Source organism: Streptomyces sp. NPDC059567, assembly GCF_042735655.1.
Classification (GTDB): domain Bacteria; phylum Actinomycetota; class Actinomycetes; order Streptomycetales; family Streptomycetaceae; genus Streptomyces.
In genome coordinates this window covers 1-24186 of the sequence record NZ_JBHWBS010000113.1, presented here as the reverse complement: position 1 = coordinate 24186, position 24186 = coordinate 1, and the positions used below count along the sequence as shown (strand labels likewise).

23 protein-coding genes and 2 tRNA genes are annotated in these 24186 nt (G+C 72.6%); 16 read left to right on the top strand and 9 right to left on the bottom strand.

What is annotated here, in order from left to right; all coding sequences use genetic code 11:
* Window positions 1–63: 63 nt before the first annotated feature.
* Window positions 64–630, bottom strand: a complete 567-nt coding sequence (locus ACFVZW_RS32550; RefSeq protein ID WP_384529045.1) for a GPR1/FUN34/YaaH family transporter — start codon at window positions 628–630, stop codon at window positions 64–66.
* 184 nt (window positions 631–814) lie between these two features.
* On the bottom strand, window positions 815–1336 hold the full coding sequence (locus ACFVZW_RS32545) for a universal stress protein (RefSeq protein ID WP_329120266.1): 522 nt from the start codon (window positions 1334–1336) through the stop codon (window positions 815–817).
* A gap of 331 nt (window positions 1337–1667) precedes the next feature.
* Here ACFVZW_RS32545 and ACFVZW_RS32540 point away from each other — a divergent pair, with 331 nt between their 5' ends.
* The 6 genes from ACFVZW_RS32540 to ACFVZW_RS32515 all read left to right on the top strand — a co-directional run bounded on the left by ACFVZW_RS32540 (window position 1668) and on the right by ACFVZW_RS32515 (window position 7785).
* Window positions 1668–2084 carry a hypothetical protein gene (locus ACFVZW_RS32540; RefSeq protein WP_384529042.1) on the top strand — a complete coding sequence of 139 codons (417 nt, stop codon included), beginning with the start codon at window positions 1668–1670 and terminating at the stop codon, window positions 2082–2084.
* Window positions 2085–2481: 397 nt separating this feature from the next.
* On the top strand, window positions 2482–3651 hold the full coding sequence (locus tag ACFVZW_RS32535; RefSeq protein ID WP_384529040.1) for a helix-turn-helix domain-containing protein: 1170 nt from the start codon (window positions 2482–2484) through the stop codon (window positions 3649–3651).
* A 140-nt stretch (window positions 3652–3791) separates the two neighbouring features.
* Entirely contained in the window at window positions 3792–4394 is a 603-nt protein-coding gene (orn, locus tag ACFVZW_RS32530) for an oligoribonuclease (RefSeq protein WP_384529037.1), read from the top strand.
* A gap of 156 nt (window positions 4395–4550) precedes the next feature.
* Window positions 4551–4623 (top strand) — tRNA-His (locus ACFVZW_RS32525).
* 117 nt (window positions 4624–4740) lie between these two features.
* Window positions 4741–6597, top strand: coding sequence for a rhamnogalacturonan lyase (locus tag ACFVZW_RS32520; protein ID WP_384529035.1), 1857 nt, complete (start codon window positions 4741–4743; stop codon window positions 6595–6597).
* 432 nt (window positions 6598–7029) lie between these two features.
* Window positions 7030–7785 carry an alpha/beta fold hydrolase gene (locus ACFVZW_RS32515; protein ID WP_384529032.1) on the top strand — a complete coding sequence of 252 codons (756 nt, stop codon included), beginning with the start codon at window positions 7030–7032 and terminating at the stop codon, window positions 7783–7785.
* An 84-nt stretch (window positions 7786–7869) separates the two neighbouring features.
* Here ACFVZW_RS32515 and ACFVZW_RS32510 read toward each other — a convergent pair whose 3' ends face one another.
* Both ACFVZW_RS32510 and ACFVZW_RS32505 read right to left on the bottom strand, forming a co-directional pair.
* Complete coding sequence (locus tag ACFVZW_RS32510) at window positions 7870–9366, bottom strand: cellulose binding domain-containing protein (protein WP_384529030.1); 1497 nt, start codon at window positions 9364–9366, stop codon at window positions 7870–7872.
* Between the two features lie 162 nt (window positions 9367–9528).
* Window positions 9529–10767 carry an MFS transporter gene (locus ACFVZW_RS32505; RefSeq protein ID WP_384529027.1) on the bottom strand — a complete coding sequence of 413 codons (1239 nt, stop codon included), beginning with the start codon at window positions 10765–10767 and terminating at the stop codon, window positions 9529–9531.
* Window positions 10768–10854: 87 nt separating this feature from the next.
* On the opposite strand from ACFVZW_RS32505, the gene ACFVZW_RS32500 reads away from it, so the two are divergent.
* The gene (locus tag ACFVZW_RS32500) at window positions 10855–11316 is read left to right on the top strand and encodes a winged helix-turn-helix transcriptional regulator (RefSeq protein WP_384529024.1); all 462 of its coding nucleotides are present in this window, start codon (window positions 10855–10857) and stop codon (window positions 11314–11316) included.
* A gap of 65 nt (window positions 11317–11381) precedes the next feature.
* On the opposite strand, the gene ACFVZW_RS32495 is transcribed toward ACFVZW_RS32500, so the two are convergent.
* Both ACFVZW_RS32495 and ACFVZW_RS32490 read right to left on the bottom strand, forming a co-directional pair.
* The gene (locus ACFVZW_RS32495; protein ID WP_384529021.1) at window positions 11382–12782 is read right to left on the bottom strand and encodes a sensor histidine kinase; all 1401 of its coding nucleotides are present in this window, start codon (window positions 12780–12782) and stop codon (window positions 11382–11384) included.
* Entirely contained in the window at window positions 12779–13480 is a 702-nt protein-coding gene (locus ACFVZW_RS32490) for a response regulator transcription factor (protein ID WP_384529018.1), read from the bottom strand. Before ACFVZW_RS32490 ends, ACFVZW_RS32495 begins: the two co-directional genes overlap by 4 nt.
* 78 nt (window positions 13481–13558) lie before the next feature.
* Here ACFVZW_RS32490 and ACFVZW_RS32485 point away from each other — a divergent pair, with 78 nt between their 5' ends.
* Window positions 13559–14116, top strand: coding sequence for a hypothetical protein (locus ACFVZW_RS32485; protein ID WP_384529015.1), 558 nt, complete (start codon window positions 13559–13561; stop codon window positions 14114–14116).
* 21 nt (window positions 14117–14137) lie between these two features.
* Here ACFVZW_RS32485 and ACFVZW_RS32480 read toward each other — a convergent pair whose 3' ends face one another.
* Window positions 14138–15013 carry a fused MFS/spermidine synthase gene (locus ACFVZW_RS32480; RefSeq protein WP_329120248.1) on the bottom strand — a complete coding sequence of 292 codons (876 nt, stop codon included), beginning with the start codon at window positions 15011–15013 and terminating at the stop codon, window positions 14138–14140.
* Window positions 15014–15043: 30 nt separating this feature from the next.
* Window positions 15044–15481 carry a hypothetical protein gene (locus ACFVZW_RS32475; protein WP_384529012.1) on the bottom strand — a complete coding sequence of 146 codons (438 nt, stop codon included), beginning with the start codon at window positions 15479–15481 and terminating at the stop codon, window positions 15044–15046.
* A 224-nt stretch (window positions 15482–15705) separates the two neighbouring features.
* Between ACFVZW_RS32475 and ACFVZW_RS32470 the strand changes: the two genes are divergently transcribed.
* Window positions 15706–16995: a tetratricopeptide repeat protein gene (locus ACFVZW_RS32470; RefSeq protein ID WP_384529009.1), complete on the top strand. Its 1290-nt coding sequence runs from the start codon at window positions 15706–15708 to the stop codon at window positions 16993–16995.
* 46 nt (window positions 16996–17041) lie between these two features.
* On the opposite strand, the gene ACFVZW_RS32465 is transcribed toward ACFVZW_RS32470, so the two are convergent.
* The gene (locus ACFVZW_RS32465) at window positions 17042–17635 is read right to left on the bottom strand and encodes a histidine phosphatase family protein (protein ID WP_384529007.1); all 594 of its coding nucleotides are present in this window, start codon (window positions 17633–17635) and stop codon (window positions 17042–17044) included.
* A 142-nt stretch (window positions 17636–17777) separates the two neighbouring features.
* Between ACFVZW_RS32465 and ACFVZW_RS32460 the strand changes: the two genes are divergently transcribed.
* The 7 genes from ACFVZW_RS32460 (at window position 17778) to ACFVZW_RS32430 (ending at window position 24173) form a co-directional block, all read left to right on the top strand.
* Window positions 17778–18635, top strand: a complete 858-nt coding sequence (locus ACFVZW_RS32460) for a phosphatase PAP2 family protein (RefSeq protein WP_384529004.1) — start codon at window positions 17778–17780, stop codon at window positions 18633–18635.
* Window positions 18568–19719 (top strand): hypothetical protein, encoded by a 1152-nt coding sequence (locus ACFVZW_RS32455; RefSeq protein ID WP_384529002.1) that lies wholly within the window; start codon window positions 18568–18570, stop codon window positions 19717–19719. Before ACFVZW_RS32460 ends, ACFVZW_RS32455 begins: the two co-directional genes overlap by 68 nt.
* Window positions 19720–19756: 37 nt before the next feature.
* Window positions 19757–21346: a hypothetical protein gene (locus ACFVZW_RS32450; RefSeq protein ID WP_384529000.1), complete on the top strand. Its 1590-nt coding sequence runs from the start codon at window positions 19757–19759 to the stop codon at window positions 21344–21346.
* Complete coding sequence (locus tag ACFVZW_RS32445) at window positions 21343–22680, top strand: AAA domain-containing protein (RefSeq protein ID WP_384528997.1); 1338 nt, start codon at window positions 21343–21345, stop codon at window positions 22678–22680. The genes ACFVZW_RS32450 and ACFVZW_RS32445 overlap by 4 nt, the downstream gene beginning before the upstream one ends.
* A gap of 206 nt (window positions 22681–22886) precedes the next feature.
* A complete protein-coding gene (locus ACFVZW_RS32440) occupies window positions 22887–23243 on the top strand; it encodes a hypothetical protein (RefSeq protein ID WP_376430905.1) in 357 nt (118 codons plus the stop codon).
* Between the two features lie 194 nt (window positions 23244–23437).
* On the top strand, window positions 23438–24109 hold the full coding sequence (locus ACFVZW_RS32435) for a bifunctional DNA primase/polymerase (protein ID WP_384528994.1): 672 nt from the start codon (window positions 23438–23440) through the stop codon (window positions 24107–24109).
* Window positions 24100–24173 (top strand) — tRNA-Lys (locus ACFVZW_RS32430). The genes ACFVZW_RS32435 and ACFVZW_RS32430 overlap by 10 nt, the downstream gene beginning before the upstream one ends.
* Window positions 24174–24186 lie beyond the last annotated feature (13 nt).

Below are 24186 nucleotides of genomic sequence, written 5' to 3'. Positions count from 1 at the left end.
TGGGGCCGGCCCGCCCTGCGCGCGCGCCCCCCCCCGGGGGGGCCCCAGGCCCTCGTAGCCGCGTCAGCCGGTGGCCGTCACACCCCGGCCCGCGGCGCTCTTCAGCGAGGTCGGCCAGTTCGCCACCGCCGCCGTCGCGCCGTACCAGGCCGCGAGTCCGGCGACCGCGGCGACCCAGCCGCCCGCCTTGCCCAGCCCGCCGTTGTCGGCGAGCGCGCCGATGCCGAGCAGCAGCAGCGCGACGAACAGCAGCCCGTACACGCCCTGTCCGAACAGTCCGCTGCCCCCGGCCGCCACCGTCAGCGTGAGCGCGAGCAGCGCCCACAGCAGCAGGAAGAGACCGGTCGCCTCGGCCGAGGCGTCGCCGCTCACTCCGGTCCCCCAGGTGAACCAGAAGGCGCCGAGCGCCGAATAGGCCGTGCCCGTACCGCCGTTGCCCGCGCGCAGGGCGAGCAGACCGACGAGGAAGAGCGCCACGCCGCCGACCCAGGTGGCGAGGCCTGCGGCGTCGGACGCCGCGACGTTGTCTATGACGCCCGTGCTGCCGATGCCGAAGGCCAGCAAGGTCAGTCCGAGCGCGAGGTGGCCGAGAGTGGAGGTGGTGTTTCCCGCGGCGACTTCGTTGTCCACGGCGGGCTCCCTTCAAGTGGGCAGTTGTGCTGCGTGAGCTACTTGTTCCGGTGACCTTTAAGTACCCTTCACAAGCGCACAAATCACCTGTCGGAGGCGAAAATTATCGCCGTACCAAGGGAGTTGACGAAGTGTCGAGAGGATGAAGCCGTAGGGATCGAGCCGGCGCGGCCGGTCGTACGGCTCAGGGGATGACGATCACGGGACGCTGCGCGCGCTTCGCGAGGCGTCCGGCCACCGAGCCGAAGATCCGGCCGACGATGCCGTGCGTGGAGCCGACCACGATCGCGTCGGCCGAGTACTCACGGCCGACCTCCTCCAGCTCGTGGCAGATGTCGCCACCGCGCTCGACGAGGATCCAGGGAACCTCGGCGAGGTAGTCGGCGCAGGCGAGCTCGAGACCGAGCACCTCGGTGCGGTGGTCCGGCACGTCGACGAAGACCGGCGGCTCGCAGCCCGCCCAGACGGTCGTGGGCAGCCGGTTTGCGACATGGACGATGATCAGCCCGGAGCCGGAGCGCTTGGCCATGCCGATGGCGTACGCGAGGGCCCGCTCGCTGGAGGTCGAGCCGTCGAAGCCGACGACCACTCCGTGCCGGAAGGCGGGATCACAGGAGTGACGTGGCTGTTCCACCGCGAGGGGGTCGACCGTGGAGTCGGCGACGCGCTTGCGGTCCGCGGGTTCGGGGAATTCGTGACCGGCCATCGGTGTCTCGGCGAAGAAGTCCTGTTGGGAGGGGACGATGGAGAACGTCGTACGAACAACGGTTGGCGGCGGAGCTGTGTCCGGGAATCATCTTCCCAAGCCCATACCCCCAAGGGTACGGCGACACTCCTCTCCTGCCCAGAGCCGTCGCGACCACACACAGCGATCGCACGGCGTCCCAGGGAGCATGCACGAGCCCCTCCCGATATGGCAATGCCGGTTGTGTCCTACAGGCGTCCGTACGCGGCACGAACGGCCGCCACTCGCAGTGACCGGAACGTTCCGCTCCTCGTTGCCACAGGTCCAGCCACCGTCGCAGGGAGTCCCGCCCGTGCCCGCACCGCCGGCCGCCGCCACCTCCACCGCCATCCCCGCCACCACGCCCTCCCCCGGACCGCCCCCCTCCCCGGCGCCCGGCCGACGCCGCCTCCCGCAGCCCTCGGGGAGGAGTGGAAGCACGAGGAGCGCCGGGAGCACACGGAGCGCGGCGGGAGGCGCGGGGAGCGCGGCCTCGGAGTCGGCGGAGGACGTCGTCCGCTGGGCGGTCTTCTGCTGTGTCCTGGTCCCGGTCGTCCTCGTCGGCTACGGCACCTCGATGGGCGGGGCGGCCGGGACGGCGCTCGGGCTGGCCGCGGTGACGGCGGTCTGCCGGGTCCTGCTGCGCCGCGCGGAACGCGGTCTGCGCGCCGAGGCCGCGCGGCCTCGATCACGGCGCGCGCAGGGCGGCCGAAACGCCCGTCGGACCTGACGAACCCCCCGTAGAGCTGACAGGTTCGTACACCCACACCCGTATGTTTTCAGCCAACTTCCAGTTGTCGGCGAGTCCTTGGTGGAATGCCCCCTCAACCCCCTGGCCACCAGGCATGAAAGCCCCGCCGTTGGCGCGCACACCCTACGGGGACGGGCCATGCGCGCAACACGCACTTCCCTGCGCGGCCCGTGAGTGGAACGCTTCGTGATCGAATGCTTCGCGCCAAGTTGCCTTGTCGACAATGTGCCGGATGGAGAACTTGTCACGCCGGCGCCACGGAACACAGTAGATTCGATCATGGGTATCGAAGACTGGGGTCTCGTGCAAAACCGAGGGGAAACGTGCAGGAGCGACAGGACCAGGGAGACGCGAACACCGAGGGGGGCTTAGCGTCATGAGCCAGGACTCCGCCGTACCGGAGGCCGCACGGAAGCTTTCCGGGCGCCGCCGTCGCGAAGTCGTCGCGGTGCTGCTGTTCAGCGGCGGCCCCATCTTCGAGAGCTCCATCCCGCTCTCCGTGTTCGGAATCGACCGGCAGGACGCCGGAGTGCCGCGCTACCGGCTGCTGGTGTGCGCCGGCGAGGAAGGCCCGCTGCGGACCACAGGGGGCCTCGAACTGACCGCGCCGTACGGCCTGGACGCGATCAGCCGGGCCGGCACCGTCGTCGTACCGGCCTGGCGGTCGATCACCTCGCCGCCACCGCCGGAGGCGCTCGAAGCGCTGCGCCGGGCACACGAAGAGGGCGCGCGGATCGTCGGGCTGTGCACCGGCGCGTTCGTCCTCGCCGCGGCCGGACTGCTCGACGGCCGACCGGCGACCACCCACTGGATGTACGCGCCGACGCTCGCCAAGCGCTATCCGTCGGTCCACGTGGATCCACGGGAGCTCTTCGTCGACGACGGGGACGTACTGACATCGGCCGGCACCGCGGCCGGAATCGACCTGTGTCTGCACATCGTGCGGACCGACCACGGCACGGAGGCCGCGGGCGCCCTGGCGCGCCGCCTGGTCGTCCCGCCGCGGCGCAGCGGCGGCCAGGAGCGCTACCTCGACAGGTCTTTACCCGAGGAGATCGGCGCCGACCCGCTCGCGGAGGTCGTCGCCTGGGCCCTGGAGCACCTCCACGAGCAGTTCGACGTGGAGACCCTCGCGGCCCGTGCGTACATGTCACGGCGGACGTTCGACCGCAGGTTCCGCTCGCTCACCGGCAGCGCTCCCCTGCAGTGGCTGATCACCCAGCGGGTGCTGCAGGCCCAGCGCCTGCTCGAGACCTCCGACTACTCGGTCGACGAGGTCGCGGGCCGCTGCGGCTTCCGCTCCCCGGTGGCGCTGCGCGGTCACTTCCGCCGCCAGCTCGGCTCCTCGCCGGCCGCGTACCGCGCGGCCTACCGGGCCCGGCGCCCGCAGGCCGAGACGGCGACGACCGTGCTCGACCCGATGGTGCCCTCGCAGGTGTCGCCGGTCACCCGGCGTCCCGGCGGGCCGATGGAGCCGGGCAAGCCGCAGTCCGACCTGTACGCGGCGGGCCGCCCGGCACTGCCGGGCCAGCGCAGCGCCCCCTGAGGAGCGAACCGCGCACCGCGAACCGACGGGCGCCCCGGGGACACCTCCCCGCGGCGCCCGTCGTCGTAGGACGCGGCAGGCGGAGGGCGTCGCGGCGCAAGCAGGGCCCGATCCCCCGGGCACCCCCTAAGGTAGGACGCATGAACGATCGCATGGTGTGGATCGACTGCGAGATGACCGGGCTCTCGTTGACGGACGACGCACTCATCGAGGTGGCCGCACTGGTCACCGACTCGGAACTGAACGTGCTCGGCGAAGGGGTGGACATCGTGATCCGCCCGCCGGACGCGGCGCTGGAGACCATGCCCGAGATCGTGCGCCAGATGCACACGTCCTCCGGCCTCCTCGACGCCCTGCCCGGCGGCACCACCCTCGCCGACGCCGAGGCGCAGGTCCTCGCCTACGTACGCGAGCACGTCAAGGAGCCGGGCAAGGCGCCCCTGTGCGGGAACTCGGTCTCCACCGACCGCGGCTTCCTGTCACGGGACATGCCGGCGCTGGAGAACCACCTGCACTACCGGATCGTCGATGTCTCCTCGGTCAAGGAGCTGGCCCGCCGCTGGTACCCGAGGGCGTACTTCAACAGTCCGGAGAAGAGCGGCAACCACCGCGCGCTGGCCGACATCCGCGAGTCCATCGCGGAGCTGCGCTACTACCGCGAGGCGATCTTCGTCCCGCAGCCCGGACCGGACTCGGACACGGCGAAGCAGATCGCCGCACGCCACGTCCTGCCCGGCGAGTGAGTCCCGGCACCACCTAGCGCCGCTGCTCGCGCCCCTGACGCCCCCTGACGTGACCCTGACGCCACCCCGGTGGAATGCGGGCGCGAGCACCCGCTCGGACCCTGTAGACTTCTTCTCGGCCGGTCGGGGAAACCTTCGGGAAAACCGCCGGTCGTGGTGGGTATAGCTCAGCTGGTAGAGCACCTGGTTGTGGTCCAGGATGTCGCGGGTTCGAGTCCCGTTACTCACCCTGAAGGTCGAGGCCCCGGTTCATGCGAACCGGGGCCTCGGTCGTTCCCGGGCAACCGATCCCCGCGCGGCGACGACTGTGAGGTACGCAACGGCTCTCTTCCCCCCAGGAGGATTCGTGCAGTACTCGCAGGCACCTCGCTCCCTGCTCGCCGCCCTGTGCGCCGGTGTCGTCGCCGTCGCCTCGTTCACCCTCGCCGCCGAGACCGCGTCCGGCGCCACCGCGCGGCAGGCCGAGCGGCTCGACCGGGGCGTGGTCAGCGTCCACACCGGGACCGGCAACCTGGTGAGCTGGCGTTGGCTCGGCACCGACCCGGACGGCGTCGCCTTCAACGTGTACCGGGCCGGTACGAAGGTGAACGCCACGCCCGTCACCGCCTCCACCGACTACTTCCACGCCGGCGCCCCCAGCCACGCCGACTACACCGTCCGCGCCGTCGTCGGCGGTGTGGAGCAGGGCGACTCGGTGCATGCCGTCCAGTTCCGCACCGGCTACAGGGACGTGCCGCTCTCGCCCCCGGCAGGCGGCACCACCCCCGACGGCGTCGCCTACACCTACGAGGCCAACGACGCGTCCGTCGGCGACCTCGACGGCGACGGCGCCCTGGACTTCGTACTGAAGTGGCAGCCGACCAACGCCAAGGACAACTCGCAGTCCGGCCACACCGGGAACACGATCGTCGACGGGATCCGGCTCGACGGGACCCGCCTGTGGCGGATCGACCTCGGCCGCAACATCCGTTCCGGGGCGCACTACACGCAGTTCCAGGTGTACGACTACGACGGCGACGGCCGGGCCGAGGTCGCCATGAAGACCGCCGACGGGACCGTCGACGGGCGCGGCACGGTCATCGGCAGCGCGTCCGCCGACCATCGCAACGGCAGCGGCTACGTCCTGGCCGGGCCCGAGTACCTGACCATGTTCGACGGGCTCACCGGCGCCGCGATGGGCACCACCGGCTACGTACCGGCCCGCGGCACCGTCTCCTCATGGGGTGACGACTACGGCAACCGGGTCGACCGCTTCCTCGCCGGGACCGCGTATCTGGACGGCGCCCGGCCCTCGCTCATCATGGCGCGGGGCTACTACACCCGGTCCGTGATCGTGGCCTGGGACTGGCGCGGCGGGCAGTTCACCCGGCGCTGGACCTTCGACAGCAGCTCCTCCACCAACACCGGCAAGGGGTACGACGGGCAGGGCTCGCACAGTCTGTCCGTCGGTGACGTGGACGGCGACGGCAAGGACGAGATCGTCTACGGGTCGATGGCCGTGGACGACGACGGCGACGGCCTCTGGACGACCAGGACCGGGCACGGCGACGCCCAGCACCTCGGGGACCTCGACCCGAGGACGGCGGGCCTGGAGTACTTCAAGGTCTCCGAGTCGTCCTCCCAGCCCTCCGAGCTGTACATCAACCCGTCTAACGGCAGCGTCCGCTGGCAGCTCGGCGCCTGCTGCGACAACGGGCGCGGGGTCGCCGGCGACATCCACGCCGGGAACGACGGCGCCGAGGTGTGGTCGGCATCGGACACCTCGATCCGGGACGAGGGCGGGGCCGCCAAGGGCCGCGAGCCCTCGTCCGCGAACTTCCTGAGCTGGTGGGACGGTGACACCACCCGCGAGCTCCTGGACGCCACCCGTATCGACAAGTACGGGACGTCCGGCGAGACCCGGCTGCTCACCGGCGCCTCGGTCGCCTCCAACAACGGTACGAAGGCGACCCCGGCGCTCTCCGGTGACATCCTCGGCGACTGGCGCGAGGAGGTGGTGTGGCGTACGGCGGACAACCGCGCGCTGCGGATCTACGCGACCCCGTACGAGACGAGCACGAAGATCACCACGCTGCTGCACGACACCATGTACCGCACGGGTCTCGCCTGGCAGAACACCGCCTACAACCAGCCCCCGCACCCGAGCTTCCATCTGGGCAGCGGCATGGGGACCGCACCGCGGCCCCTCGTCACGACGCCCTAGCGCAGGTCAGGGCGGTCGGGGGCGGATTCGCCCCCGACCGGCTTGCGTTGAAGCCGAAGCTCACCGAACCACCCGGCGGGATCGCGGCGTTGGGCTTGGAGCTGTTGCGCTTGGAGCTCTTGTCGGGCTTGGGGCTCTTGGGCCTGGGCGGTCGGTGGGACCGCTCCGGTGAGCAGGCCGGCGGCCAGTGCCAGCGCTGCCGACAGATGGCGTCTTCCGCGCATGGGTTCTCCTTCGAGGAGGTGAGCGGGAGAAGTGGGAGAAGTGGGAGAAGTGGGAGCGCTCCCACCTTTCGCCTCTTGCCGGAGCACGGTCAAGATGCGCGCCGAATCGAAGACGTTCGAAAGAGTGAGGCATTTTCTGTAGCGGTCGCTATGAAATCTGCTGTACGGTCATTTCGTAACGTCCACTACAGATTTGGGGGGACCTTCCATGACGACGTCTCGCGCGCTCCTGCTCACCCACGGCTCCGGCGGGGGCATCGAGTCCAACTACGGCCCGATCAAGGAGGCGCTGGCCTCCGGCGGGCGGCGCGTCGTCGGCTTCGACCTGCCGGGGACGGGCGGGGCGCCCCGCGCCACGGAGCCGCTCGGACTGGACGCGCTGGCCGACGAGTTGGTGGCGGAGGCGGACGCCGCGGGGGTGGAGCGGTTCACCGTCTCCGGGTACTCCCTGGGGACGACGGTCGCCATCCGGGCCGCGACACGTCACCCCGAGCGGGTGACGGGCCTGGTGCTGACCGCCCCGTTCGCCTACGCGGACCATGCGCTGCGGCAGGCGTCCCTGCTGTGGCGGGACCTCGCGGACAGCGGGCAGCACGAGCTGGTGGCGCGCCTTCTGGTGCCGCTGGTGTTCAGCCCGGCGATGCTCGACCCGATGACACCGGAGGTCGTCGAGGGCGTCGTCCGGCTCACCGGCGAGTCGATCCCGGAGGGGACACCGGAGCACGCGGACCTGGTGGCGCGGGCGGACGTCCGGGAGGACCTGGCCCGGGTGGGCGTGCCGACCCTGGTCATATCGACGACCGAGGACCGGCTGGTGGCGCCCGCGCTGCACCGCGCGGTCGCGGCCGGCATCCCCGGCGCGCGGCTCGCCGAACTGGCCACGGGCCACGCTCCCTTCGCCGAGAACCCTGCGGCGTGGGGGAAGCTGATCACCGAGTTCCTGGGCGAGGTGGAGGGGGCCTGATCCGGGCGGGAGCGCAAGGGAGCGCGCTCCGGCCGGCGGTGGGGGTGGTTCCGGCCGGAGCGCGCGGTGTGGGGGCTCAGTGGCTCACTTGTAGGCGGCGAACGCCTTCGTGAAGGCCAGCGGCTGCTGGAGGATCGAGGAGCAGGTGGCGTCCGCGTAGTTGACCGCGCCGGCCGCGCACTGCTTGTCGCGGGTCGAGGACCACATCGACAGCCAGCCGATGCCCTTGGACTTCGCGAAGTCCACCAGCTGGGTGGCGTCCTCCACCTTGAAGATCTCGGTGGTGACGTCGTTGACGCCGATCATCGGGGTGACGGCGACGGCCTTCCAGGCGGCCGCGTCGCTCAGCCCGAGGACACCCTTGATCTGCGCCTGGGTCGCGGTCGCGGCCTGGATCGCGTACTGGCCCATGTCTCCGCTGTAGGCCGGTCCGTAGTCCATCGCCATGATGTTGACCGCGTCGACGCGGACACCGTTCTTCTTGGCGTCGGCGAGGAGGTCCACGCCGGGCTGGGTCAGCCCCTCGGGCATGACCGGCAGCGTGAAGGAGACGTTCAGGCCGGGGTGGGACTTCTGGAGCTGGGCGATGGCCTGCGAACGGCGGGTGTTCGCGGCGGTGTCCGGCAGGGCCGCGCCCTCGATGTCGAAGTCGACCTTGGTGAGCTTGTACTGGTCGACGACCTTGCCGTAGGCGGCCGCGAGATCGGCGGAGCTGGAGCAGTTGAGGGCCAGTTCGTGGCCGGCGGCGCCGCCGAAGGAGACGCGGACGTCGCCGCCCTTGGCCCGCAGGGCGCCTATCTGGGAGGCCACCTTGTCGCTCGCGAGGTCGGTGACACCGCCCCACAGCGGGGCGCAGGAGCCGCCGGAGGTGATGAAGGCGAGGTTGAACTCCTTCACGCCGGTGGCGTCGGCGGTCGCGAGCATGTCGTACGACGGGTAGAGGGAGGTGTCGATGTAGGGCGCGTACTTCGCGACGGCGCCCGGGGTGCCGGTGGAGGTCGCCGTCGGCGTGGGCGTCGGGGCCGTGGTGGCGGTCTGGCTCGGCGTGGCCGTCGCGGTGGCGGAGGGGGTCGCCGAGGAGGTCGGGGCCACGGTGGCGGTGGGCTGCTCCGTGGGCCGGCCGCTGGGGGTCGGGGTGGCTCCGCCGACGGAGCAGGTGGCCTTGTTGATCAGGCAGTTGGCGGGGTCGCCGGCCTCGCCGGAGGCCGAGGTCACGAAGCCGACCGTGACGGACTGGCCGGGGGCGAGCTCCTTGTTCCAGCTCGCGGGCTTCACGGTGACGTGCTGCCCCGAGACGGTGTGCTCGCCGTTCCACAGGGAGCCGATCGTCGTGCCGGCCGGCAGGTCGAACTCCAGCGTCCAGCCCCCCGACTGGACGCTGGAGGTCTGGTTGGTCACGACGTACTGGCCGGTGTAACCACCGGTCCAGGTGCTGGTCCTGGTGTAGGCGGCGCCGACGGCCGCGGCCTGGGCGGTGCCCGTGAGCGCGAACGCGGCGCCCCCGATCACCGCCGCCGCGACGACCGCGCCGATGACCTTGGTCCTGCCGCTCGCCCTGCGCCGGTGCGAACTGGTGCCCATCGCGTGCCTGCCTCTGTGTGCCGGGGGTGGGGTGGGGTGCGGGCAGCACGCTAGCGAGTGGGAAACGGACAAATACGTACGAGGGGGCTCGGGTTGAGGATTCTTAGGCTCCGCTTAAGGAAGCCATCGGAACGACGAAAGGTTCAGGGCGCGCGGAGGCGCTCAGAGCGACGTGGCCCCGTGCGCCTCCTCCTGCACCTCGCCCGCGACCTCCTTCTCGGAGTTGTCGGTCGGGACGTGCACCGCCCCGCGGGCCACGCGCCTGCCGGCCGCCCAGACGACAAGGCCGCAGACCGCGAACCCGGCCCCGAGGAGGCTGGAGCCCGCCCAGCCGTAGGAGGTGAAGATCGCGCTGGACGCGGCCGCGCCGAGGGCGGAGCCGAGGGAGTAGAACACCATGTAGCCGCCGATGACGCTGCTGACGCGGTCCGGATGGGTGGCGGTGAGCAGGTGCTGGTTGCTCACATGCACGGCCTGGACCGCGAAGTCGAGCACGACGATCCCGACGACAAGCAGCCACAGCGACCACGGGAGCTGAGCGATCGCCGCCCAGGAGGCGATGAGCAGGGCGAGCGCGAACCCGGTGACCGGGACCGCCCGGCCCGCGTCCGCCCACCGGCCCGCGCGGGCCGCGCCGAGCGCGCCGGCGAGTCCGGCGATGCCGAACAGCCCGATCTGGCTCTCACTCAGCTCCCACGGCGCGTCCGCCAACGGCAGGGACAGCCCGCTCCACAGGGTTCCGAACGAGGCGAACAGGAAGAACGCGATGAGCCCGCGCGTCAGGACGACGCGCTCCGTGAACAGTCCGGCGAGCGAGGCGACGACCTGCCGGTAGGCCGCCGGCGGGTGGGCGCGCTCTTCCGAGGGCAGGGCGACGAGGACGAGGGCCGCGAGCGCGAGGGAGAGCACCGCGAGCACGGCGTAGACGCTCCGCCAGCCCCACAGTTCGGCGAGCGCGCCGGTGACGACACGCGCCCCCAGGATGCCGACCACGACACCCGAGGTGACGACGCCGATGTTCCGTCCGCGCTCCGCGAGCGGCGACGCGGCCGCAGCGTACGCCACCGTGGTCTGCACGACGACCGCGAACAACCCGGCCGTCGCGAGTCCCACGAACGCCGGCCAGGCGGCCGACGCCACGGCCGTCAGGGCCAGGCCCGCCGTCGCGAACGCCAGATGGACGGCGATGAGCCGACGCCGGTCGACCACGTCGCCGAGCGGCACGAGCAGCAGGAGCCCCGCCAGATAGCCGAACTGGCTGGTCGCGACGATCCACCCCGCGAGCTCCGCCGGGACGCCGAGATCGCGCCCCATCTGTTCGAGGACCGGCTGCGCGGCGTAGATGCTCGCCACCGCGACTCCGCAGATCACCGCCAGCAGTAACCGCCGCCACACGTTCATAGCGCTCCCATCGAAATTGGTAGCAGATTGCAACCGTTTTGACGGTACGGCATGATGGTTTCAATTCGCAACCCAATGGGAGGTGTCATGACCCGCACCACCATGAGCGCCCCGAAGCCCGACTGGACCGATCCCGAGTGCCCCGTCGCCCGCGCGCTCGACCTCGTCGGCGACCGGTGGAGCCTCCTCGTCGTCCGCGACGCGATGGACGGGGCACGGTCGTTCACCGAGTTCCAGCGACGGACCGGGATCGCCCGCAACATCCTCACCGACCGCCTCCGCAAGCTGACCGCTCACGGGCTCCTCGCCCAGCGCCCCGCGCCGACGGGCCGGCGCCAGGAGTACGTACTCACCGACGCCGGCCGCGCTCTGTTCCCGGTCATCCTCACGCTGCGGCAGTGGGGCGAACGACACGCCTTCGCCCCCGGGGAGACCCACTCCGTCCTGGTCGACCTACACGGCACTCCCGTACCGGAGTTCGCCCCGGCCGGTGCCGACGGCGCCGCCCTCGGCACGGACACCACACACGTGCTGAAGACGACTCCGTAACAGGTCGGTTCGCGCGGGTCGGTTCGGCATGGGGTCGCGCCCGCCGCGCGGCCGGGCCCGCCCCCTCAGCGGCCGCGCTGCGCGGCCGGTTTCTTGCGGCGGCCCACCCGGCTGGCGCGGCGGCCGGCCTCACTGCCGGAGCGGCGGCCGTCCAGGCCGATCCAGATGCGGACCTCGGTGCCGCCGAGCACCGAGTGTCCGATGCGGACGTCGCCGCCCGTGGACTCGGCCATCTGGCGCACGATGTCGAGGCCGAGGCCGGTGGAGCCGGCGCGGTGGCCGCTGTTGCCACGGGCCAGGGCGGCGGCCGGGTCGGCGATGCCGGGGCCGGCGTCGGAGACCAGGACGATGACGGCGTCGTCGCCGTTGTGGACGTCGACGGAGAAGGCCGTCCCCTCGGGGGTGTGGCGGAAGACATTGCCGAGCAGCGCGTCGAGCGCGGCGACGAGTTCGGGCCGGGCGACCGGGATCCGTACCGGGCGGTCGATGCCCGCCACCCGCACCTTGCGGCCCTCGTCCTCGGCGAGCGCGGACCAGAAGTCCATCCGCTCCCGGACGACCTCGGAGGCGTCGCAGCCCGCGCCCGGGCCGGTGGCCTGGGTCTGCGGCTTGGCCTCCCGTGCCGTGCGGATGATCGTGTCCACCTCGCGCTCCAGCTGCTCGACCGCGGCCCGGGTCTGTTCGGCCGCCGGACCGGAGCCGAGCGAGGCCGTGTTGAGCCGCAGCACGGTCAGCGGGGTGCGGAGCCGGTGGGAGAGGTCCGCGGCCAGCTCGCGCTCGTTGGCGAGGAGCTGGACGACCTGGTCGGCCATCGAGTTGAAGGCGATCGCCGCCGACTTGAGCTCCGGCGGGCCCTCTTCGGGGACGCGCGCGCCGAGCCTGCCCTCGCCCAGGTCGTGGGCGGCGCCGGCGAGCCGCTGGGCGGGCCGGACCATCCGGACGCCGAGCCGGTCGGCGACGGCGACGGAGCCGATGATCAGGGCGATGCCGACACCGGCCAGGACCAGCCAGGCGGTGGCGACCCCGTTGGTGACCTCGCCCTCGGGGACGAAGAGTTCGACGACGGCGACCTGTCCGGAGCTGAGCGCCGTGGGCTGGAGCAGGACGGAGCCGCCCTCCACCTCGGCGATGGTGGCCCGCCCCAGTTGCCGGGTGGTCCGCAGATCGCTCTCGTCGGCCCGGCGGGTGCCGATCTCCAGGGCCTTCCCGCCCGCCTCGTCGGCGGCGGGCACATGGACGGCCATCCGCCCGGCGGCCCCGTCCTCGGTGGTGGCGACCGCCCGGTCGAGTTCCTCGCGGTCGGTGGTGATCGCGAGCACGGGCGCGAGTCCGGCGGCGCGCCGCTCGGCGTTGGAGAAGGCCCGGTCGCTCGCCATCTCCTTGACGACGAGGCCGAGCGGTATGGCGAAGGCGACGACGACCATGGCGGTGACGGCCAGCGACACCTTGACGAGAGCCCATCTCACGGCTGCGGCTCCCGAGGCGGCTCCAGCTTCACGCCCACCCCGCGCAGGGTGTGCAGATAGCGGGGACGGGCGGCCGTTTCACCCAACTTCCGCCGCAGCCATGACAAATGCACATCGATGGTCTGATCGTCCCCGTAGGACTGCTGCCACACCTCGGCCAGCAGCTCCTTGCGCGGCACGACCACCCCCGGCCGGCCGGCGAGGAAGGCCAGCAGGTCGAACTCGCGGCGGGTCAGGTCGAGACGGGTCCCGTCCAGCTCCGCCTGGCGTCGCAGGGGGTCGATCGACAGACCGCCGACCTGGATCACCCGAGACGGCGGCGCCTCGCCCGCCGCGGCCCGCGAGCGGCGCAGCACGGCGGCCATCCGTGCCGACAGGTGCTCCACGGAGAAGGGCTTGGTGAGGTAGTCGTCGGCACCGTCGTTGAGGAGCCGGACGATCTCCGTCTCGTCGTCCCGCGCGGTCGCGATGATCACCGGTACGTCGGTGATGCCGCGCAGCATCTTCAGCGCCTCGGACCCGTCCAGATCGGGCAGTCCGAGGTCCAGGATGACCACGTCGAAACGGAAATGGGCGACCTCGCGCAGCGCCTCCAGGGCCGTGCCGACGCTCCGTACGGTGTGGGAGGCCTCGGTCAGATGCCGGATGAGGGCCGAGCGCACGAATTGGTCGTCCTCGACCACGAGCACACTTGCCATGGCCCGCACCGTACGCCATACGGGGGACGACGAGCGAAGGTCCACCCCGCGGGACGCCCGGGGGTGCCGTGGTGCAGGATGGCCCGGATGCGTAGAGGACTTGTTCACGCCATGGCGTGGTCGCTCGCCACGGGCGCGGCGGTCACGCTCTCGTGGTGGGGTGTGCACACGGTGCTGGCCGGCACGGTCTACGACCCGCCGCGCGCACTGCCCATCCCGGCCGGCACCAGCGACGGACCGGCCGGCGAGATCGGCGATCCGCTGTCCTCCTCCACGCAGCGGCCGAAGGACCCCTCGTCCACGCCGTCCACCGGGCCCGGCGCGAGCGGCGCCCCGACGGCCTCGCCCTCGACGACCCCTTCGCGCAAGCCCTCGGACTCCGCGTCCGCGACCACGGGGCAGCCGCAGAGCGGGGGCAACGTCAAGAGCTATGCCGTGGACGGCGGCCGGGTCGTGTTCGACCTCGGCAGGACGTCGGCGGAGCTGGTCTCGGCGACGCCGTCCTCGGGCTGGCAGATGCAGGTCTGGAAGCAGCCGACGTGGATCCGGGTCACGTTCACCAAGGACGGCCGCGAGCTGTCGGTCTTCTGCGTCTGGCACGACACGGCGCCCCGGGTCGAGATCGACGACCGCTGACCGGTCCGCGCGTCGGGGCCGTCAGCGGAACACGGACGCCGGCGGTACGGGCGAGGGCTTGGCGCTGGCGTCGGTGACCGGGGCCGCTCCCCCGGTGAAGTCGGCGAGCGCGCGGCCGTGTTCCACCCGTCCGGCGTGCGGGTCCGTCGCCACCCGGCGGGTCAGCTCGGCGACGGGCAGCTCCCGGTCGGAGGCGAGCAGCACGGCGTTGCCGAAGCGGCGGCCGCGCAGCACGGTCGGGTCGGCCGTCAGCGCCAGCTCGGGGAAGACGGTGGCGGCGGTCGCGATCTGGCCGCGCAGATGGGTCAGCGGCGGGCCGTCGGCCAGATTGGCGGCGTAGAACCCGCCGGGCTTCAGGACCCGGCGGACCTCGGCGAGGAACTCCGTGCTGGTGAGGTGCGCGGGCGTACGGGCCCCGCTGAACACATCGGCGATGATCAGGTCCGCCCAGCCGTCCTGGACCTTGGACAGCCCGGCGCGGGCGTCGGTGGACCGGACGCGGATGCGGGCGGCCGTGTCGAGGGGCAGCTCGCGGCGGACGAGCTGGACCAGGGACCCGTCGAGTTCCACGATCTGCTGGGTGGAGCGGGGCCGGGTGGCGGCGATGTAGCGGGCGAGGGTGAAGGCTCCGCCGCCGAGATGGACGACCTGGAGGGGCCGGTTCGGCGGGGCGACGAGGTCGGCGATGTGGCCGAGGCGTCGCTGGTACTCGAAGGAGAGATGGGCCGGGTCGTCGAGGTCCACGTGCGACTGCGGCGCGCCGTCGATCAGCAGCGTCCAGCCGCGGGGCCGCTCCCGGTCGGGTATGAGCTCCGCGAGTCCGCCGTCGACGGTCTCGACGACGGCGACGGCTGCTGCCGCCCTCTCACGCGTTCTGTTCCTGGCCACGAGCCCCATTATCGGCGCTCGCGGCGGTGCCCCGCCCGCTCAGCGGCAGCCGTCGGCCGCCTCGATCAGCCGGGCCGCCTGGCCGAGGGCCTCGCGCAGCACCGCCGGGTCGGTGACCTGGCCGGAGTCCCCGGGCGGCAGGAGCCAGCCGGCGGGGCGGGGCGCGTCACCGGCCGGTTTGGGGAGCTCCGGCAGTTCGGTGATGCGCAGGCCGCGTCCCAGGGTCTGCGTGCAGGCGCTGCCCGGCATGTCCCAGCCCTCGGCGGTGCCGGGCGGGACCAGGAAGCCGAGGGTGTCGCAGGCCCCGTCGTGCAGCACGGGGCCGACGGCGGGGGCCCCGCCGCGGCGCAGGATGTCCACGGCCTCAAGGCCCTGCCGGACCGGCACGGTCACCAGGTCGCAAGGGGTCTCGTGCGGGGCACTGGCGTCCGGGGTGGGTACGTGGCGTGCGGTCGACTGCGATCCGATCTCCAACAAGGGACCCCTCCTCGCTCTTGAGAAGACACGTTCCGTCTCTCCACATGGTTCAACGCCCGTGCGCGTCAACGGCTACGGCGGCACGCCGCCGCAAAGGATGGCAGTTCATGGCAGATCGAGCGCGAGATATCCGATTTGTAGCCAAACCCTGCGTACGTGGCCGGTCACAGCAGGTACGTTCTTGCCCCGCCGGAACACCGGCAGCACCAGGAGAGGGCTCGGCCATGGCGATGTCACGGGCAGTTCCCAATCTCGCCTTCCGCCGGCTCCGCGGACAGCACTCGCCGGCGGAGTTCGCCGCGGCGGTCCGCCGGGCGGCGCGGGAGATCGGCGAGCAGGTCGCCTGCGACGCCCGCTACATCGGACGCGTGGAGGCGGGCGAGATCCGCTGTCCCAACTACGCGTACGAGCGGGTGTTCCTGCACATGTTCCCCGGTCTCGGCCTGGCGGACCTGGGCTTCTCGGCGCGAGAGGCGGTGCGCGGCCGACGGCCGGCCGTCTCGGTCGGGGCACCGCCCCCACCCGCCGTCACGACCCGGAACGATGAGGAGAGCGACGTGCTGCGTCGCGCATTCATGACGAGCGGCACCGCCACCGTGGCGGCCGCCTCGCTGGGACTCGGCGGCACCGCCGCGGCGATCCCGTCCCCTCGGGGAGCCCACAGGATCGGCGAAGCCGAGGTCCGGGCCGTCGAGGAAGCCGTACGACAGATCCGGCTGCTCGACGACCGGCACGGCGCCGACGGTCTCTACAAGGTGGCCGCCCAGCCGCTGCGGGCGGCGTACGCGCTGCTCGACGCGGGCACCGCGGCCCGCCGCTCGACCGAGGACCGGCTGCACGCCGGCGCGGGTGAGCTGGCCATCTCCGTCGGCTGGCTGGCCCATGACTCCGGCCGCTTCGACGACGCCCGCTCGCACTACGCGGAGGCCCTCGCCACCGCGCGCGTGTCCGGCGACGCGGCCCTGGAGGCACACGCCTTCTGCAACACGTCGTTCCTGGCCAGGGACGCGGGACGGTACCGGGAGGCGGTCCGGGCGGCCCAGGCGGGCCTGCGGGCGGCGCAGCCGCTCTCCTCCGCCCGGCTGCTCTCCCTCCTCTCCCTCCGGGAGGCGGGGGCCTGGGCCGGGCTCGGCGACCGGGCCGCCTGCGAGCAGTCCCTCGGCCGCGCGCACACCCACTTCGCCCGGGGCCAGGCCGACGGCGACCCGGAGTGGATGTCCTTCTTCGGGGAGCCGGAGCTGGAGGCCCTGGAGGCGCAATGCTGGTCGGCGCTGGGCGACTGGAGCCGCGCGGCCCGCCACGCCCACCGCGCGACGGTGCTCCAGAACCCGCACTTCGCCCGCAACCTCGCCCTCTACCGCGCCCAGCTGGCGAGCAACCTGGCCCACGCGGGGCGCCAGGACGAGGCGGCGGCGGAGGCCCGCCGGGTGGTGGACTCGCTGGACGGCGTCCAGTCCTCCCGTATCCGCACCATCCTGACGGAGACCGGGCGGGTCCTGGCGGCAGCCCGCTGAGACCGGCCGTGGGCGGTGGCGAGGGCGGACCCCGGGGCGGGGGCGCCTACTCCATGTGCCCCGTGTCGTTCCACCGCTCGAGGGCGGGCTCGCCGTACATCCAGCCCAGCACCGACAGGCTCGTCGGGTCGAGGCGGATCCGGGCGCCGAAGGAGACCTCCTCGCCCATCCAACGCGCCGCGATCGTCCGCAGGATGTGGCCGTGCGCGAAGACCAGCACGTCCCGGTCAGCCGACCGCGCCCACTCCACGACCTGGTCGGCCCGGGCGGCGACCTGCGCCAGGCTCTCGCCCTCCGGCACGGCGTCGCGCCACAGCAGCCAGCCGGGCTGGAGCGCCTGGATCTCGGGCGGGGTCAGCCCCTCGTAGGCCCCGTAGTCCCACTCCATCAGCGCGTCCCACTCCTGCGCCCGCTCGCCGAAGCCGGCGAGTTCGCAGGTCTCACGCGCGCGGACCAGCGGGCTGGTGCGGATCTCCAGGTCGGGCAGCCCGTTCCACGGCGCCCGGTGCAGCCGCTCGCCGAGCAGCTTGGCGCCGCGTCGACCCTCGTCGAGCAGCGGGATGTCCGTCCTGCCGGTGTGACGGCCGAGCAGCGACCATTCGGTCTGGCCGTGCCGGGCGAGCAGGATGCGCGGTGGCATGAAGGCTCCCTGTTTCTTCAACGGGGCGACGTTTCGCAGTGCACTTCCATCATCGCTCACGTGAATTCGCGGCGACGCCCGGGCAACCCCCGGCCCTCCGCCGACGTCCCTCTCCTCGGCCGAAACAAGGGGGATCCGAGGCATGCGCAAGCCACGCTGGTGGGCGGAACTGATACTCATCGCCGTCGTCTACGCCGCGTACTCCTGCGGACGGCTGCTCGCCCGCGGCGATGTGCGGAGCGCCGTCGACCACGGCCTGGCCATCCTCGACCTGGAGAAGGCCCTCCACCTGAACGCCGAGCACCCGCTGAACCGGCTCTTCACCGAGACGCCCGCCCTGGGGATCCCCGCCGACTTCGCGTACGCCTCGCTGCACTACGTCGTCACCCCGGCCGTCCTGATCTGGCTCTTCCGCCGCCGCCCCGGCCGCTATCGGGCCGCCCGCACCTGGCTGATGGTCTCCACCCTCCTCGGCCTGATCGGCTTCACCCTGCTGCCCACCTGCCCGCCCCGGCTCCTCGACGCCCGCCACGGCTTCGTCGACACGATGGCCCAGTTCAGCTCGTACGGCTGGTGGGGCGCCGAGGCCAGCGCGCCGCGCGGGATGGGCGCGATGACGAACCAGTACGCGGCGATGCCGAGCCTGCACGTCGGCTGGGCACTGTGGTGCGGGGTGATGCTGTGGCAGTACGGGCGTACGCCGCTGCTGAAGGCCCTCGGCGTCGCCTATCCGCTGCTCACCACGGTGATCGTCATGGGCACGGCGAACCACTACTTCCTCGACGCGGTCGCGGGGGCGGCCGTGATGGGGCTCGGACTCCTGCTCACCGCGCCCGCGCTGCGCCTCGCGGACCGGGTCCGCGGCATGGCCGGGAGCGCTGTCGGAGGGGAGGACCGGCCGATTGTCAGTGGCGGATGGGAGACTTCCGCGGGTGAGCGAATCCCTGGGCAGCGGAGCTCCTCGACCTCCGCAGACGACACTCCGGCACCAGCTCGCTGAGCTGCGCGGCCCGGCCGTGGCGCCGCATCCGCTGGACGCGCGGGCGCTGGCGGCGCTGGCCGCCAACCCCGGCTGCCGGCGACGCGCGCTGCTCGACGGCGCCGGGGTGGACAAGGCCGCGCTCGCCTCGAAGCTGGGCTCGCCCGCGGCGTTCGGACAGTCCCAGTTCGCGTTCATGCGGGGCAATGCCTTCGAGGCGAAGGTCAAGGCCGACGGCGGGCGCGAGCTGCTGCGCCTGCTCGGCATCGAGGAGCCCGGTGCGGTGGGGCTCCCGGATCTGGCGGCGGTCGGACCCGAGGGGCGCACGGCCCGCACGGCCCTCGCGCTGCGCGAGGCGACCGCCGCCGGGGAGTGGGCGCTGCTCGACCACCCGATGCTGGCCCTGGACGTGGCGGGCTCCCCCGCCTATCTGGAGCCCGACGTGGTGGTCGTGCACCCCGACGGCCGGTGGACGGTCGTGGAGATCAAGTCCTTCCCGATGATCGACGGTTCGGCGGACGCCTCCAAGGTCGGCGCCGCGGCCCGCCAGGCGGCGGTGTACGTCCTGGCCCTGGAGCGGCTCGCGACCTTGACGGAGGGCGCCGAGGTGGCGCACTCGGTGCTCCTCGTCTGCCCGAAGGACTTCTCCAACCTGCCGACCGCCTCCGTCGTCGACGTGCGCAAGCAGCTGTCCGTGACCCGCCGGCAGCTGACCCGGCTGACCCGGATCGAGGACATCGCCGACGCGCTGCCCGACGGCGTCACGTTCGACGTGGAGACCTGCTCCGCGGAGGAGCTGGCGTCGGCGGTGGAGTCGGTTCCGTATGCGTACGCGCCGGAGTGCCTCTCCGCCTGCGAGCTGGCCTTCCACTGCCGGGAGCGGGCGAGGCTCGCGGGCGCGGTGGAGGCGCTCGGCCGTTCGGTACGGGGCGAACTGGGCGGACTCACCACGATCGGCGCCGTCCTGGCGGCGGCGCGCGGCGAGGAGGGCGACGCGGAGGACCCGACGGTCGACGCGCTGCGCCGGGCGCGGAAGCTCCGGGCCGAGGCGCTGGCGGTCCCGCCCGCCCGGGCCGCGCAGGAGGGTGCCGCATGTCCCCGCTGAGCACACCCACGCACGGCGCGACCGGAAAGGCCCGCTCATGTCGCTGATCTCCACCCTCGCCCGGCTGGAGGCCGTCGAGTCCGGGCGGGCACAGCCGCTGGCCACGGTGCGGCACCGGCATCTGTCGGACCGGCCGCTCGTCCTCGTACCCCTGACGACGGCCGGCGAGGCGGGCGCGCCGCTCGGCGCGCTGGTCGGGACCGATCCCGAGGAGCCGCGGCTCCTGGTCGTCGCCCAGCCGCGCGACCGGGACCTGCGGTTCGCGTTCCTCGCCGACCTGGCCGAGGAGGTCCTGCCGTACATCGACTCGTTCACCGACGTGGTCGAGGCGGCGGAAAGGAACGAGACCGATCCGGAGACCGGCAAGAAGGTCAAGGTCGAGGTCGAACTGTGCGCGGACGCCCCGCAGTTGATCGTTCCGAGCCGGGCGGGCATCGAGTACGTACGGCTTCTCGGGCGGTCGACGCGGTTCCGGCGGACGGCGGAGCAGGACCCGGAGACGCCGTTCCCGGCGCCGCCGCGCGTGCCGCTGCTCGGCCGCTGGCTGACGCACTTCGGCGAGCGGGCCCGCGTGCCGGGATCCTCGCTGCTGCTCGCGGCGACCGACCTGCTGAACCGGCACTGGGCGACGGGCCAGTCCTCCCTGGAGGACCAGCACCTGGGCGCGCTGCTGGCCTGGGTCGATCCCGCGGAGGGGGATTCCGGCGCGGAGGCGGCGCTGCGGGCCGAGCTCGGCCGGGACCGTGACGGGCAGCTGCTCTGTCCGCCCGCCGGTCCCGCGACCGACCCGGCCTTCGACAACCGGCTGCTCGCCCCCGCGATCGAGCGCTTCGACCGGGCCCGGCAGGCGCTGGCCGCGGCCGAGGACGGCGAGAGCGCCGACGAGCGGCTCGGCGAACTGCACCGCGCCGAGCGAGAGATCCGCCGGCTGATCGTCTCGCAGCTCAAGCCGACCTGGTACGCGGTGTGGCGCTCCCTCGACCTGCTGCGGGAGCTGCCCGAGGGGGCCAGGGTCGCGGACCGCTGGACCCGCGACCGCTGGTCGTTCACCGGCCACCGCGACCGGGTCGTGGCCGGCGAACCGCCGCAGCCGCGCCGCGACGACGCGGTGACGGCCGCCCAGAAGCTGGCGGCGCGCGAGTCCGCGCAGGGCCAGCTCGACGCACAGGAGGCCCTCGACGATCCGCTGGTGCTCGCGGGACGACGGCTCGCGGGAGAGGCGTTCGACACGGAGGTGGTGGACGTGACCATGGCCTGGTCGGAGTCGAAGCGACCCTCGCCGCGCCCGCTGCTCACGGTCCGCACCGACGACTGGCCGCACGTGTCCGAGCGGGTGAAGGTGTACCGCTCCCTCGAAGGCAAGCCGCAGACGGCCGAGTTCGTACGGTACGAGGACGACGGCTCGCTCGTGCTGCGGATCACCGACCGGATGGGCCGCTCCAAGGAGCCCGCCGAGGGCTCCGTGCCGGAGAAGGGCGAGCGGATCGCCTGGACGCTCTTCGAGCACGACCAGCGCGTGGGCGCCAAGCTGCCGGACCCGGAGGAGACGCCCTGGACACACGGCGGACCTCCGCGCTCCGATGCCGCCGAACTGCCCGATGCCGTCACCACGGAGGACCTGCTGTGACCGTCGACGACTTCGACCCCTCGGCAGCCGCCGCGCGGGCGACGGACGACATCCTGCGGGACACCCTGCGCGGGGACGCCCGGGGCGTCGTGGTCGACTCCCCGCCGGGCGCGGGAAAGTCGACGCTCGTCGTCCGGGCCGCGCTCGAACTGGCCTCGGCGGGACGCCCCTTGATGGTCGTCGCGCAGACGAACGCGCAGGTCGACGACCTGGTGCTGCGGCTGGCGGAGAAGCAGCCGGACCTACCGGTGGGCCGGCTGCACTCCAACGACAGCGATCCGTACGACAAGGCGCTCGACGATCTGGAGAACGTACGGAAGTCCTCGAAGGCGGGGGACCTGGCGGGGCTTCCGGTGACGATCTCGACGGCCGCGAAGTGGGCGCATGTGAAGAACGTCGAGCCGTGGGCGCATGCGATCGTGGACGAGGCTTACCAGATGCGCTCGGACTCGCTGCTCGCCGTGGCCGGGCTCTTCGAGCGGGCGCTGTTCGTGGGCGACCCGGGGCAGTTGGACCCGTTCTCGGTGGTCGGCGCCGAGCAGTGGGCGGGGCTCTCGTACGACCCGTCGGCGAGCGCGGTCTCGACGCTGCTCTCCCACAATCCGGATCTGCCGCAGCACCGGTTGCCCGTCTCCTGGCGGCTGCCGGCATCGGCCGCGCCGCTGGTGTCCGACGCGTTCTATCCGTACACCCGCTTCCGCAGCGGCACCGATCACGGCGACCGGCGGCTGGCGTTCGGAGTGCGGTCGGACGGCTCGGGCCCGGACCGCGTCCTGGACGAGGCCGCGGAGTCCGGCTGGGGCCTGCTGGAACTCCCCGCCCGGCACACCCCGCGCACGGACCCCGAGGCGGTCCGGGCGGTGGCGCTGGTGGTGCGGCGGCTCCTGGACCGGGGCGGCGCGGCCGTCTCGGAGCGCTCACCCGACCCGGTCCCGCTGACACCCGACCGGATCGCGGTCGGCACGGCCCATCGCGACCAGGCGGCGGCGGTCCGCGCGGCACTCGCGGAGCTGGGCGTCTCGGGCGTGACGGTGGACACCGCGAACCGTCTGCAGGGCCGGGAGTACGACGTGACGGTCGTCCTCCACCCCCTCTCGGGGCGTCCGGACGCCACGGCCTTCCATCTGGAGACGGGCCGCCTGTGCGTGCTGACCTCCCGCCACCGCCACGCCTGCATCGTGGTCTGCCGCGCGGGCGTGTCGGACCTCCTGGACGACCACCCGTCGACGGAACCGGTCCAGCTGGGAGTGACGGTCAAGTTCCCAGACGGCTGGGAGGCGATGATGAGCACGTGGGACTTCTGGTCCGGCCATCGCGTCTCGTGGCGGCCGTAGAGCAGCACGTCCTCATGGATTCACGCACACAAGGAGCCCGGTAGTGGCAGCGCTTCCAGGAGTTCTTCGGCGGACTCGCGGTGTATCTGCGCGGCCTCGGCGGCTGAGGGCTCCGGCCCGGCGCCCCGCCCCCTTGCGCAAGGCGGGACAATGGAAGAAGGCGGCCCGGGTGTCCGGGCCGTGTGCGTGCGAGGAGGAGAAGAACGATGGCGGAATCCGCGGAGCGGAACGGGCAGCGGCGACTCCGACCCGCACCGTTGATCTTCGAGCCTGCCGAGGCGACCGCCGACCCGGAGCACTTCTTCGACCTGGAGTCGATCGAGGACCCCCGCGAGCTGCTGGCCCGCGCGACCGAGCTGACGCTGGCCTTCCGTGCGGCGACGGACCGGGCGATCGAGTTCCAGGCGATCGCGGCGGCCCAGCTCGCCGATCCCCGCCGCTTCGACCGGCTGACGCCGGCGGACGTCGCCGAGCGGGCGGAGTGGACCGAGGACTACGCGCGCCGGATGATCGAGTTCGGCCGCGACCTGATCCGTACGGGCGGCACGTCCCAGGACGACTGAGCCCCGACGGACGGCCGAACGGCGACCGACACCGACGAGCCCCGGCCCGGAGACGGGCCGCGCTCACCCCTTCGGTCTCCGGCCACCGCCATCTGGCATATGCCGGGGCGAAAGATACTCCCCTCACACCCGCCCTGTCCCGGTTTCCGGCAACCCTCGGAAACGGCGCGGTCACTCCCGGTAGATCTTGCTCCATGAGCGCATGGCTGCGAGACGAGACCCCCCTGAGCCCGGCCCAGAGCGACACCGACGAGCGGCGCACGGACCGCCCCGACATCTTCCGGTTCCTGCGCCAGGCCGACGAGGGGCGGCATCACACCGCGCACGTCACCTGCGCGGGTGCCGACTGGCTCGCCTCCGCCGCCGCGTCCCCGCGCTCCACGCTCGCACTCTGGGAGGCCCGGCCGGCCGCCCCCGCCGTGCTCCCCTGCGGCACGGTGTTCGACGTCGTGAACGTGGACATGCTGTTCGGACGCCGGATGCTCGACCGGCTCTGGTCGGAGGGGCCGGGCACCGGGCCCGTCGCCGTGTACCGGGGCCGGATGCTGCTGTTCGCCGCGCCCGGAACCGCGCAGCGGTTACCGTCCCTGCTCCACTGGGAGGAGTGGGGCGACGCCGTTCCGCCGCCGCTCTGCCACGGCACCGGAGACGCCGTGACCATCCCGCCGCTGACGCCGCTGGAGCCCGCCGGCCCCCGCTGGGTCGTCGCACCCGACACCCGGCACCCCTGGCTGCCGGGGCCCGAGGTCATGCTCTGGGCCTGTGTCCGGGCGGTCCGGGCCGCGTCCGCCGCCGACGTGCGGATATCGATTTTTCCTCCCGCCGATCAGGATGCTAAGGTCTACGACGTCAGCAGGCGCCGCTAGCTCAGTTGGTTAGAGCAGCTGACTCTTAATCAGCGGGTCCGGGGTTCGAGTCCCTGGCGGCGCACAGACGGAAGAAG